The 10951-nt window shown below is 62.5% G+C and carries 13 protein-coding genes; 4 read left to right on the top strand and 9 right to left on the bottom strand.

The genetic code is table 11. From position 1 onward, the window contains the following. Nucleotide 1: 1 nt before the first annotated feature. Nucleotides 2-238: an acyl carrier protein gene (locus AAEU42_RS02620; protein WP_342231969.1), complete on the bottom strand. Its 237-nt coding sequence runs from the start codon at nucleotides 236-238 to the stop codon at nucleotides 2-4. A gap of 69 nt (nucleotides 239-307) precedes the next feature. Continuing rightward, nucleotides 308-1030 carry a 3-hydroxyacyl-ACP dehydratase FabZ gene (gene fabZ, locus AAEU42_RS02625; RefSeq protein WP_342231970.1) on the bottom strand — a complete coding sequence of 241 codons (723 nt, stop codon included), beginning with the start codon at nucleotides 1028-1030 and terminating at the stop codon, nucleotides 308-310. A 352-nt stretch (nucleotides 1031-1382) separates the two neighbouring features. On the opposite strand from fabZ, the gene AAEU42_RS02630 reads away from it, so the two are divergent. Both AAEU42_RS02630 and AAEU42_RS02635 read left to right on the top strand, forming a co-directional pair. Continuing rightward, the gene (locus AAEU42_RS02630) at nucleotides 1383-1967 is read left to right on the top strand and encodes a DUF3793 family protein (RefSeq protein ID WP_342231971.1); all 585 of its coding nucleotides are present in this window, start codon (nucleotides 1383-1385) and stop codon (nucleotides 1965-1967) included. A gap of 55 nt (nucleotides 1968-2022) precedes the next feature. After that, nucleotides 2023-2451: a flavodoxin gene (locus AAEU42_RS02635; protein WP_342231972.1), complete on the top strand. Its 429-nt coding sequence runs from the start codon at nucleotides 2023-2025 to the stop codon at nucleotides 2449-2451. 102 nt (nucleotides 2452-2553) lie between these two features. On the opposite strand, the gene AAEU42_RS02640 is transcribed toward AAEU42_RS02635, so the two are convergent. The 7 genes from AAEU42_RS02640 to AAEU42_RS02670 all read right to left on the bottom strand — a co-directional run bounded on the left by AAEU42_RS02640 (nucleotide 2554) and on the right by AAEU42_RS02670 (nucleotide 8924). Beyond that, nucleotides 2554-4320, bottom strand: a complete 1767-nt coding sequence (locus tag AAEU42_RS02640; protein ID WP_342231973.1) for an NADH-dependent [FeFe] hydrogenase, group A6 — start codon at nucleotides 4318-4320, stop codon at nucleotides 2554-2556. A gap of 14 nt (nucleotides 4321-4334) precedes the next feature. Beyond that, nucleotides 4335-6137, bottom strand: coding sequence for an NADH-ubiquinone oxidoreductase-F iron-sulfur binding region domain-containing protein (locus AAEU42_RS02645; RefSeq protein ID WP_342231974.1), 1803 nt, complete (start codon nucleotides 6135-6137; stop codon nucleotides 4335-4337). Between the two features lie 13 nt (nucleotides 6138-6150). Next, nucleotides 6151-6519 (bottom strand): (2Fe-2S) ferredoxin domain-containing protein, encoded by a 369-nt coding sequence (locus AAEU42_RS02650; protein WP_342231975.1) that lies wholly within the window; start codon nucleotides 6517-6519, stop codon nucleotides 6151-6153. A gap of 129 nt (nucleotides 6520-6648) precedes the next feature. Next, nucleotides 6649-7197 (bottom strand): ATP-binding protein, encoded by a 549-nt coding sequence (locus AAEU42_RS02655; protein ID WP_342231976.1) that lies wholly within the window; start codon nucleotides 7195-7197, stop codon nucleotides 6649-6651. A 32-nt stretch (nucleotides 7198-7229) separates the two neighbouring features. Further along, nucleotides 7230-7724 (bottom strand): NADH-quinone oxidoreductase subunit NuoE, encoded by a 495-nt coding sequence (nuoE, locus tag AAEU42_RS02660; protein ID WP_342231977.1) that lies wholly within the window; start codon nucleotides 7722-7724, stop codon nucleotides 7230-7232. Between the two features lie 151 nt (nucleotides 7725-7875). Beyond that, the gene (locus AAEU42_RS02665) at nucleotides 7876-8589 is read right to left on the bottom strand and encodes a PHP domain-containing protein (protein ID WP_342231978.1); all 714 of its coding nucleotides are present in this window, start codon (nucleotides 8587-8589) and stop codon (nucleotides 7876-7878) included. After that, complete coding sequence (locus tag AAEU42_RS02670) at nucleotides 8586-8924, bottom strand: DRTGG domain-containing protein (protein ID WP_342231979.1); 339 nt, start codon at nucleotides 8922-8924, stop codon at nucleotides 8586-8588. The genes AAEU42_RS02665 and AAEU42_RS02670 overlap by 4 nt, the downstream gene beginning before the upstream one ends. Before the next feature lie 736 nt (nucleotides 8925-9660). Here AAEU42_RS02670 and metA point away from each other — a divergent pair. Next, nucleotides 9661-10575 carry a homoserine O-acetyltransferase MetA gene (metA, locus tag AAEU42_RS02675; protein WP_342231980.1) on the top strand — a complete coding sequence of 305 codons (915 nt, stop codon included), beginning with the start codon at nucleotides 9661-9663 and terminating at the stop codon, nucleotides 10573-10575. A 72-nt stretch (nucleotides 10576-10647) separates the two neighbouring features. Further along, nucleotides 10648-10866: a hypothetical protein gene (locus AAEU42_RS02680; RefSeq protein ID WP_342231981.1), complete on the top strand. Its 219-nt coding sequence runs from the start codon at nucleotides 10648-10650 to the stop codon at nucleotides 10864-10866. Nucleotides 10867-10951 lie beyond the last annotated feature (85 nt).

The following is a 10951-nucleotide window of genomic DNA, read 5'->3' on the forward strand; positions in this document are numbered from 1 at the left end:
ATCAGAGCTCCACGCCGTACTTGGCCAGGATGGTCTTGCCCTTCTCGTAGGAAGAAAAGTCCAGCACGTCCAGGGTGGACAGGCTGATCTTGAACATCTCCTCCAGGGCGCTCATGAATTCCATATGGCCCACGCTGTCCCAGGCGGGGATGCCCCGGTAGGTGATGGTGGGCAGGTCCTCGGCCTTCACCCGGAAGCTTTCCATAAAGAGCTTGTCGTATTTCTCCAGATTGGTCATTGGGGTGTTCCTCCTCAGTTCTGTTCTAAATATACCAAAGGGAGGGAAAACCTCCCGGATGGGTCGGGATCAGCGCATGGCCAGGGTGACCTCGGCCTCGGCGCACAAACTGCCCTCCACAAAGGCCCGGCCCTTGCAGACGGCCATGCCGAATTCGGCGCGTTCACTCAAAAGACTGGCGTGGAGCTCCACGGTGTCCCCAGGGGAGATGGGGCGGCGGAAAAAGACCTTCTCCGCCCCGGCGAAGAGGGGGGCCTTCCCGGCGTAGCGGTCCAGGGAGAGAACGATCAGGTCGGCACACTGGGCCATGGCCTCCAGGGAATAGACACCGGGCAGCACGGGCCGGCCGGGGAAGTGGCCCTGAAAGATATCCCATTTGGGATCTATGTAGAGGGAGGCCACCGCCTCGCTGCCGGGGACCAGGCGGCTGACCGTGTCGATGAGGAGCATGGGGGAGCGGTGGGGGAGGACGGTCAGCACCTCCTCGTGGGTCAGGCTCTTGGCCTCCCCGCCGAAAACCAGTTCCTTGAGCTTTTCCTGGGCGGGGATGAAGTCCAGGTCCCCAGCCAGGGGCACCTGCCGGGCCTCGGGGACCGCCAGGCCGGAGACGTTGGTGCACCGGTTGGTGCAGCCGTTGGCGATGAGGGCGGCGGCGTAGGGCACTCCGTCCTCGGCGGGGACAAATTCCATCTCCGGCAGGGCCGCCTCCAGCCGTTTTACCAGCTTGACCCGGTCATACCGGGGATTGCAGCCGCCGCAGTAGCGCACACCGACCTGGGGCTTGTCGCTCATTCTCTGAACACCTGCCATACTTAAAAGAGTTTATACCTGTTCCAAATAACCATGCGAAGCGCCGCTTGGATGGAGATCTGAAATCAGGCAAAATAGCCGCTATGCGGCTATTTTATCATGCCCTCCGCCAGATGTCCAGCCCTTTCCGGGGGTGTTTTTCGGAGGCCCATCCCGGGGCGCGGAAGAAAAAAGACGAGAAAATAGCTTGACAGCTTTGGTGAGATGTGGTACTTTTATACTGAAGTTAGCAACAACTAACCATTGGACCGGGGAGAAAGCAGACTATGAACTGTCAAAGCCCCGTTCCTTTTTACAAAAAGGTTAGCTTTAGCTAACTATTTGGAGGTGGCCAATGGATTCCCGGAGATTTGAGCAGACGGTGGTGTGGCACTGTGCTCCCGCGCTGGCGGGGCTGAAACCCGCCTGTTTGATGTCCCTTTCGGCGGAAGAGTTCCCGGAGCTGCCCCGCCTGGCCGGGCAGTATAACGCCCGGATGGGCGAGGACGGGCCCAGGTTCCTGGTGCTGTGCCGCTGCCCCCGCGGGGCGCTGCTGCTGGTCTACCGGGAGGCGCTTTTGCGCCGGGCCCTGGACCAGCCCGGGGCCCGGGCGATCCTGAAGGTCACGGGCTACCCGGTGGGGGCATCGCTGCCCATGATGCTGCGGTGCCTGATCCGCCGTCTGGAGGAGTCTGAGGGCTTTCCCCATGAGATCGGCCTGTTTTTGGGCTATCCCCCGGAGGATGTGGAGGGGTTCCTCACCGATGTGGACGGTACCCGCTGCAAGCTGAGGGGGGACTGGAAAGTGTACCACGACGTGGAGGGGGCCAAACGGCGGTTCGCCCAGTTCCGCCGGTGCCGGGACCAGCTCTGGGCCCGGCTGGAGCGGGGCTTTACCCTGAGCCAGCTCTTCGGCGGGGCCCGGGCCAGAACGGCCTGAATTTGAGAACGGCATATTCCGACCTGTTATTACATTCTGAAAGGAGAAACAACACATGAGCAAGATCGCTGTGATCTACTGGTCCGGCACCGGCAATACGGAGGAGATGGCCGCTGCGGTGGCGGAGGGAGCCAGGGGAGCGGGTGCCGAGGTGGACCTGTTCCAGGTCTCCGAGATTACCCCCGATGCCGCCGCCGAATATGGCGCGCTGGCCCTGGGCTGTCCCGCCATGGGCGCCGAACAGCTGGAGGAGGGGGAGTTCGATCCCTTTTTTACCGCGTTGGAGAGCAGGCTCTCCGGGAAGAAGGTGGCTCTGTTCGGCTCCTACTCCTGGGCCGACGGCCAGTGGATGCGGGACTGGTACGAGCGCGCCCAAAGCGATGGAGCAAACCTGGTCGGAGACGAGGGCCTGGCCTGCTATGAGGCCCCAGACGCTGACGGCTTGGCCGCCTGCAAAGCCCTGGGGGCCGAGCTGGCCAAGTAAGGTCCATTCACCCAGTTACTCACCGTTCATCATCCTACATCACGATGCGCTTCAAAAACAGGAAGGGACGGACACTGAAAAGTGTCTGTCCCTTCCTGTTTCTTAGAGTTGATTGTCCGTACGGTAACGGGTCTGGGGCACGTAAGTGCAGTGGAGCAGGTCGTGGGCCCGGGGGCCTCCCGGCTCACCCAGGAAGCAGGTGTAGATCTCCTTGACCACCGGGTTTTCGTGGCTCTTGCGCAGGGACATGGCCTTGTCCTGGTCATAGAGGGCCTTGGCCCGGAGGGAGGCCAGATCGGTGAAGGAGCGCACGTCGGAGGAGTGGAGGGGCTGGCCGCCGCCGTTGATGCACCCGCCGGGGCAGGCCATGAACTCCACGAAGTCGTAGCGCAGGGAGCCGTCCCGGATGCCGTCCAGCACCTTTTTGATGTTGGAGAGCCCGGAGGCGGCGCACACCCGGACCACACGGCCGGGCAGGTGGTAGCTGGCCTCCTTGACCCCCTCCATGCCCCGGATCTCGGTGAACTCCAGGGGGGCCATCTCGCCGCCGGTGAATTTCTCCACCACGGTGCGCAGGGCGGCCTCCATTACGCCGCCGGTGGCGCCGAAGATGACGCTGGCGCCGGTGGACACCCCCAGCAGGGGATCGAACTCCCCGTCGGGCAGGTGGTCGAACATCATGCCCGCCTGGGTGATGAGCCGGGCCAGCTCCCGGGTGGTGAGGGACACGTCTACCGGCATGCAGCCGTTGGCCAGCCGCTGCTCGGGCCGGTTGACCTCGTACTTTTTGGCGGTGCAGGGCATGACGGACACCACGAAGATGTCCTTGGGGTCAATGCCTGCCTCCTGGGCATAATAGCTCTTCACCAGGGAGCCGAACATCTGCTGGGGGGACTTGCAGGAGGAGAGGTTCTCCAGCATGTCGGGGGCGTGCTGCTCACAGTACCGAATCCAGCCGGGGGAGCAGGAAGTGATGAGGGGGAGGGGGCCGCCCGTCTCCAGCCGGTGGAGGAATTCGGTACCCTCCTCCATGATGGTAAAGTCGGCGGCGGCGTCCACGTCGAAGACCTTGTCGAAGCCCAGCCGCTTGAGGGCGGTGACCATCTTGCCCTCCACGTTGGTGCCCACGGGCAGGCCGAAGCACTCGCCCAGGGTGACCCGGACGGAGGGGGCGGGGCCCACCACCACGTGCTTGTTGGGGTCGTGGAGGGCCGCCATCACCTGAGCGGTGCTGTCCTGCTCGGCCAGGGCCCCGGTGGGACAGGCCACGATGCACTGGCCGCAGGAGACGCAGTCCACCTCGGCCAGGTCCCGGTCGAAGGCGCAGCCCACGTGGGTGGCGAAGCCCCGGTCGTTGCACCCGATGACCCCCACCTCCTGGACCTTCCGGCACATGGCGGTGCAGCGGCGGCAGAGGATGCACTTGGAGTTGTCCCGCACCAGGTGCAGGGCGGTGGCCTCCACCTGGGGGGGCAGCTGGTCGTTGGCGTAGCGTACGGCGTCGATGCCCAGGTCGGCGGCCAGTTGCCGCAGCTCACAATGGGCGTTCCGGGCGCAGGTGAGGCAGTCCATGCGGTGGTTGGACAAGATGAGCTCCAGGGTGAGCTGACGGGAGTGGCGCACCTTGGCGGTGTTGGTCAGCACCTCCATCCCCTCGCTGACGGGGTAGACGCAGGAGGCCATCAGGCTCCGGGCCCCCTTCACCTCCACCACGCACACCCGGCAGGCGCCGATCTCGTTGACGTCCTTCAGGAAGCACAGGGTGGGGATCTTGATGCCGGCGGACCGGGCCGCCTCCAGGACGGTGGTCCCCTCGGGGACGGTGACGGGGATGCGGTCGATGGTCAGGCTTACCATTTTCTGTTCCATTTCTTCCATCCCCCTTACATTTTCACGATGGCGTCAAAGCGGCAGTTGGACATACACACGCCGCACTTGATGCACTTGGTCATATCGATGGTATAGGTAGCCTTGAGGGCGCCGGTGATGGCGCTGGCCGGACAGTTGCGGGCGCACAGGGAGCAGCCCCGGCACTTATCGGGCTGGATGTAGTAGCGGATGAGGTTCTTACACACCCCGGCGGGGCATTTCTTGTCCACCACGTGGGAGATGTACTCCTCCCGGAAGTACTGGAGGGTGGACAGCACCGGATTGGGGGCCGACTGGCCCAGGGCGCACAGGGCGGACTCCTTGAGGTGGTAGCACAGCTCCTCGATGGTGTCCAGATCCTCCATGGTGCCGTTGCCGTCGGTGATCTTGCAGAGGAGGTCGTACAGCCGCTTGGTGCCGATGCGGCAGGGGGCGCACTTGCCGCAGGACTCGTCTACGATAAAGGAGAGGAAGAACTTGGCGATGTCCACCATGCAGTTGTCCTCGTCCATGACGATGAGGCCGCCGGAGCCCATCATGGAGCCGATGGCGGTGAGGGAGTCGTAGTCGATGGGGGTGTCGATGAGCTGGGCGGGGATGCAGCCGCCGGAGGGGCCGCCGGTCTGGGCGGCCTTGAACTTCTTGCCGCCGGGCACGCCGCCGCCGATGTCCTCCACGATGGTCCGCAGGGTGGTGCCCATGGGGACCTCGACGAGGCCGGTGTTGGTGATCTTGCCGCCCAGGGCAAAGACCTTGGTGCCCTTGGACTTCTCGGTGCCGATGGCGGCGAACTCCGCCGCGCCGTGGTTCAGGATCCAGGTGATGTTGGCGTAGGTCTCCACGTTATTGAGGAGGGTGGGCCGCTGGAAGAGGCCCTTCACCGCCGGGAAGGGGGGGCGGGGCCGGGGCTCACCCCGGTGGCCCTCGATGGAGGTCATGAGGGCGGTCTCCTCGCCGCAGACGAAGGCGCCGGCCCCCAGCCGCAGCTCGATGTCGAAGGAGAAGTCGGAGCCCAGGATGTTCTTGCCCAGCAGGCCGTAGTCCCGGGCCTCCTCGATGGCCTTTTGGAGCCGCTTGACGGCGATGGGGTACTCGGCCCGGACGTAGATGTAACCGTCGGTGCCGCCCACGGCGTAGGCGGCGATGGTCATGGCCTCCAGCACGGAGAAGGGGTCGCCCTCCAGCACGGAGCGGTCCATGAAGGCGCCGGGGTCACCCTCGTCGGCGTTGCAGCAGACGTACTTGATGCCGTCGGGACTGATGGCGTCCTTGGTGAACTGCCACTTGGTGCCCGTGGGGAAGCCAGCGCCGCCCCGGCCCCGCAGGCCGCTGGCCTTGATGGCGTCCACCACAGCCTGGGGGTCCACCTTGTTCTCCAGGATATTGCCCAGGGCCAGATAGCCGTCGGCGCCGATGTACTCGTCGATGGACTCGGGGTCGATGACGCCGCAGTTCCGGAGCGCGATGCGCTGCTGGTGCTGGTAGAACTGGGTGTCGGCCAGGGAGGTGACCGCGTCGCCGCCGTCCCCCTCCATGTGGAGGAGGCGCTTGACGATGCGCCCCTTCACCAGATGCTCATGGACGATTTCGGGCACGTCCTCGGGGGTGACCCGGCTGTAACAGGCACCCTCGGGGAAGATCATGACGATGGGGCCGATGGCGCACAGGCCGAAGCAGCCGGTGCGGACCACCTTGACCTCCTTATCCAGCTTGGCCTTCTGGAGCTGCTCCTCAAAGGCGTCGATGATCTTGGGGCTGTCGGAGGAGGTGCAGCCGGTGCCGCAGCACACCATGATGTGGGAACGAATCCTGCTCATACGCCTGCCCCCCTTATTCCGCGGCCCCGATGGTGTACTCGGTGACCACCCGGTGATTGACCAGGTGCTCGCCCACCACGATGGGGACCATATCGGGCTTCATTTTCACGTAGGTGACCTTTTCCTCGCCGGGGACGTAGACCTCCACGATGGGCTCCAAGCGGCACACGCCGATGCAGCCGGTCTGGGCCACGGTGACGTTGTGGAGGCCCCGGTGGTCGATCTCCTCGAGAAAAGCGGCCAGCACGGGCTTGGCGCCGGCGGCGATGCCGCAGGTGGCCATGCCGACCACCACCCGGATGTTGTCGCTGGACTGGTCCCGGATGTCCATCTGCTGCTTCATCTTTTCCCGGATGGCTTTCAGTTCTTCCAGGCTCTTCAAATTGGTTCACTCCTTACTAGATATGAGGTATAAAAGCCTTCCCCTGGGGGAAGGTGCCCCGAAGGGGCGGATGAGGGGAGCGGCGGGGCGGGCGGAAACCCGGAGACAGAAGGGGCTCTCCCTCATCGGTCAGCTTTGCTGACAGCTTCCCCCGGGGGAAGCCTTTGGAGAAGGCAAAAGGCTCTTTTCCTGCTCGGCCAGATATTCCCCGATCCAGAGAAAGACCTCGGGGGAATCCAGAGGGACCTCCGGCCCCAGCAGCTCCCGGACCTCTGCGGTATCAAAGGTATAGCTCCCTGCGGGGGTGGTGTGGGTCAGGGTGAAGTCCACGCCGGGACTCCCCTGGACCATGAGGGCCACCGCCCCGGGCAGATCCCCCATGGGGGGGCAGTCCAGGTGCTCCAGATGGAACACCGCCGTCACCGTGGTGCCCCGGCCCAGGGCGCTGGCCAGGGAGAGGGACCCGCCCGTGAGTTCCGCTGCCATGCGGTAGAGGGGGATGCCCATCCCCACGCTCCGGGTGGTCCGGGTGGTGGTGAAGGGGTCCGCCACCGCGGCGAGAAATTCCGGGGACATCCCCCGGCCGTCGTCGGTGATGACTGCGGTGAGGACGCGCCCCTCATCCTCGGTGAGGGTGATGCCCACCCGGGCGGCGCCGGCGGCGGTGGAATTTTTCACGATGTCCAGGAAATAGAGGGCCAGCTCTTTCATTACTTATACATATCAAGGATGGGGCCCACCTGGGCGGGGGTGAGGCGGCCGTAGACATCCTCGTTGATCATCATGACGGGGGCCAGGCCGCAGGCGCCGATACAGCGGCAGGCGTCCAGGGAGAATTTTCCGTCCTTCGTAATGCCTCCGGGGCCGATGCCCAGCTTTTGCTGCACCGCCTCCAGGATGTCCCCCGCGCCCTTGACGTAGCAGGCGGTGCCCAGGCATACGGAGATCTGATAGCGGCCCTTGGGATTCAGGTTGAACTGGGTGTAAAAGGACACCACGCCGTAGACTTCGCTCAGCGGGATATCCAGCCCTTCGGCGATCATGATCTGGACCTCCTCGGGGAGATAGCCGAAAATCTCCTGGGCGGCCTGGAGCACGGGCATGGTTGCGCCGGGCTGGCCCTTATGGGAGTCGATGACCTGCCGGAGCTTTTCTTCCTGCTCTGGTGTTCCCCGGTAGGGGACTGCGGTTTTCACATTGGGCATATGTAGGGTCTCCCTCCTTATTGGTGGTGGGCACCGCCGGGTACCCGGAAAAGGGTTGCAAAGATATGTACATAGTAACCTATCATACACAGGTTAGCCAAGGCAAACATCGTAAAAAATGACGTCACCTCCCAAGATACGGGAAGTGGCGTCAAATTCCGCCCCGGCGGAGCCAGTCCAACACGGCCTGGGGGGTGCGCACAGGGAGGTCCATATATTGATGGGCGTCGGGGATCTGGTGTAAGTAGTGGGCGTCGCAGTCCACGATGAGCTTCACCCCGGCCAGGTCTGGCCGGTGGGCCAGCTCCGGGGGACAGCGGGGGGTGACCTCCGCCAGTGGGAACCTCATGGCGGGATCCCAGAGGCCCAGGCCCCCCAGCAGGGAGAAGGCGGGGCGGTCGATGTGGGCGGGATAGGCCACCCCGCCGTAAGAGGCGGTAAGGGCGGCGGCGTCATAAATCCCGATGTCGGCGGCCCCGGCCAGGAAGGCGGTCTCCTCCCCCAGGACGGTGTCGCCGTCGTCCATGAGAAGCTGGGGGCCGAACTGGGCCTCGTCATTGGGGATGGGCGGCAGCTTCCTCCTCACGTATTCCCCGAAGGCTCCGGCTCGGTCCAGGTTGGGGAAGAGGCAGATCACATGCACCTCCTCCCGGCAGGTCAGCTCCATGCCGGGGAGGGCCAGCAGGCCGTGGCGGGCGGCGGCGGAGCAGAAGGAGGCGCAGTTGCCCACGGTGTTGTGGTCGGTGAGGGCAACCACGTCCAGCCCCGCCAGGGCGCACATGGCCGCCAGGTCGGCGGGGGTATTCTCCGCCCCGCCGCAGGGGGAGAGGCAGGAGTGCATGTGGAGATCGAAGGCCAGCCTCATACCCCGGCCTCCAGGGCCTTGGCGGCCAGAACGGCGGCCTCATAGGTCCCCATGCCGCAGCCCAGCAGATTGACCCCCCGGGCCCGGGCCTTCTTCAAAAGATCCTCATCCGGCGCCACCCCCTCGGTCAGAAGGACGCAGGCCACGCCGGCCAGGGAGGCCACCGCGGCCACGTTGGCGTTGGACATGATGGTGAACCACACGCAGCCTTCCCCCGCCCGGCCCATGACCCAGCTCAGCAGGTCCCCGCAATAGCCCCCGGTGACGGGGGTCTCCCCGTCGGCCAGGTGAAAGACGGTGAGGGAGAGGGTGTCGATCAGCGCCTGTACGGTCATAAGGGACCTCCTTTTCTCCTTTGGAAAGGGTAAAAAACAAAGAATTGACTCATTATACCATGGGGTTCGGCGAAAGGGAAGAGGGGCACTAAGCAGAAAATTTTTAGAAGAAAGTTATAAAAAGGTATTGACAAAACCGGGAGCATATTGTACAATACAGACAGAAAGAAAGAGGTGAATCCAATGGGCTAGGAAGCCTGAGCAAAAGAACCCTTTCTGGAAAGGGAAACCGAAGTGATATCCCAGCGAAGGTCCAAAACCCATCCCTAGGAATCAAGAGGTATCCCGGCAAAGCGAAATCAGAACCGGCAAATTCCAGGCAAGAGCAGAGTCCGAACTTTCTCACAAGTGTGAGGCCAAGCACCGGCAAACCCATCTGAAGCGAAGGATCGTCGACGAAGGAAACCCGAAGTGCTCAAGTAAGTTCCAAGGTAACTGCAAAGCGAGGATTTTGACCCAGTTCTCCGATTTCAGCGATGCAAACATCCCGTAGAAAGTGAAGGTAAAACAATTTGGTAGAACCCACTCAGCAGTAACCCCCCGGTCACGTTGGATGGCCGGGGGGTTGGTGTTTGTGTGGGCTTTTTCGGTTCTGTCGGGGCGGATCTTTCCTCTATATATAAATAATCCGGCGATTTCTCCGGCTTCAAACAAGACCTGGCGGTTGCGCGGGGGCCGGAAAACCTTTATAATGATATCCATTGAATGAACCGAAAAACGCCTGGAGGTATGATCCATGCCGATCCGTATTCCCGATTCCCTGCCCGCCCGCTCCGTTTTGGAGGGGGAGAACATCTTCGTCATGACCGAATACCGGGCCATGCACCAGGATATCCGCCCGCTGAATGTGCTGATCCTCAACCTGATGCCCACCAAGATCGTCACCGAGACCCAACTGCTGCGCAAGCTGTCCAACACCCCCCTCCAGATCCAGGTGGAGCTTCTGCGGACGGCCAGCTATCAGTCCCAGCACACCGATGAGGACCATTTGGAGTCCTTCTACACCACCTTCGACCAGGTCAAAGACCGCAACTTTGACGGCCTCATCATCACCGGGGCCCCGGTGGAGGATCTGGATTTTGACCAGGTGGACTACTGGGACGAACTGCAGGAGATCATGGCCTGGTCCACCCGCCACGTCCATTCCACCCTCCATATCTGCTGGGGGGCCCAGGCGGGGCTCTATTTCCACCATGGCATCCAAAAGCGGAAGCTGGAGAAAAAGCTCTTCGGCGTCTTTGAGCACCGGGTGCTCAAGCCCTCCTCGCCCCTGTTCCGGGGCTTTGACGACAAATTCTACGCCCCCCATTCCCGGTATACCGAGGTCAGCCGGGAGGATGTCCTGGCGGCGCCGGGGCTGGAGCTGGTTGCCGACTCGGAGGAGGCGGGGGTATTCGCCGTCAAGACGGAGGACTCCCGGCAGTTCTTTATCATGGGACATCCGGAATATGACGCGGATACCCTGGCCCGGGAATACCGCCGGGACGTGGACAAGGGGCTGGAGATCGCGGTCCCCGCCCACTATTTCCCCGGAGACGACCCCTCCCGGCCCCCTGTGGTCCGCTGGCGGAGCGCCGGGCAGCTGCTCTACACCAATTTCCTCAATTACTACGTGTACCAGACCACCCCCTATGATTTGAAGCAGATATAAAGCAGGTGCCGGAAACCCGCGGCCCTATACATTATAAATAAGGAAAGAACGGTTTTCTTGGTCAGGCGCCGGATGGCATGGGAAAAGGCAGATAATTTGAAAAAAGGTGTTGACTTTTCTGACTGGGTTTGGTATATTAATCGAGCGCTTGTTGAGCAAGTCAGAATTTGCTCGAAGAACCCTGAAAAAGAATTCAGAAACTTGAAAAAAGTTCTTGACAAGGTCGACCGGCTATGGTATCCTATCAAAGTTGCGTCTGGCAAGTCAAAGAATAAAGCTTCGAGTTTCTGAAAGAAATTTCAGAAAGACGAAAAAAGTTCTTGACAAGGGCTGCGAGATATGGTAACATATAAAAGTTCGCAGCAAGCAAACGAGC

Source organism: Pseudoflavonifractor phocaeensis (genome assembly GCF_038439875.1).
GTDB lineage: Bacteria > Bacillota > Clostridia > Oscillospirales > Oscillospiraceae > Vermiculatibacterium.

What these genes read in the sequence shown, in the direction of transcription:
- AAEU42_RS02620 (WP_342231969.1), bottom strand. Translation starts at nt 238, where the DNA reads ATGACCAATCTGGAGAAATACGACAAGCTCTTTATGGAAAGCTTCCGG.
- fabZ (WP_342231970.1), bottom strand. Translation starts at nt 1,030, where the DNA reads ATGAGCGACAAGCCCCAGGTCGGTGTGCGCTACTGCGGCGGCTGCAAT.
- AAEU42_RS02630 (WP_342231971.1), top strand. Translation starts at nt 1,383, where the DNA reads ATGGATTCCCGGAGATTTGAGCAGACGGTGGTGTGGCACTGTGCTCCC.
- AAEU42_RS02635 (WP_342231972.1), top strand. Translation starts at nt 2,023, where the DNA reads ATGAGCAAGATCGCTGTGATCTACTGGTCCGGCACCGGCAATACGGAG.
- AAEU42_RS02640 (WP_342231973.1), bottom strand. Translation starts at nt 4,320, where the DNA reads ATGGAACAGAAAATGGTAAGCCTGACCATCGACCGCATCCCCGTCACC.
- AAEU42_RS02645 (WP_342231974.1), bottom strand. Translation starts at nt 6,137, where the DNA reads ATGAGCAGGATTCGTTCCCACATCATGGTGTGCTGCGGCACCGGCTGC.
- nuoE (WP_342231977.1), bottom strand. Translation starts at nt 7,724, where the DNA reads ATGCCCAATGTGAAAACCGCAGTCCCCTACCGGGGAACACCAGAGCAG.
- AAEU42_RS02665 (WP_342231978.1), bottom strand. Translation starts at nt 8,589, where the DNA reads ATGAGGCTGGCCTTCGATCTCCACATGCACTCCTGCCTCTCCCCCTGC.
- AAEU42_RS02670 (WP_342231979.1), bottom strand. Translation starts at nt 8,924, where the DNA reads ATGACCGTACAGGCGCTGATCGACACCCTCTCCCTCACCGTCTTTCAC.
- metA (WP_342231980.1), top strand. Translation starts at nt 9,661, where the DNA reads ATGCCGATCCGTATTCCCGATTCCCTGCCCGCCCGCTCCGTTTTGGAG.
- AAEU42_RS02680 (WP_342231981.1), top strand. Translation starts at nt 10,648, where the DNA reads ATGGCATGGGAAAAGGCAGATAATTTGAAAAAAGGTGTTGACTTTTCT.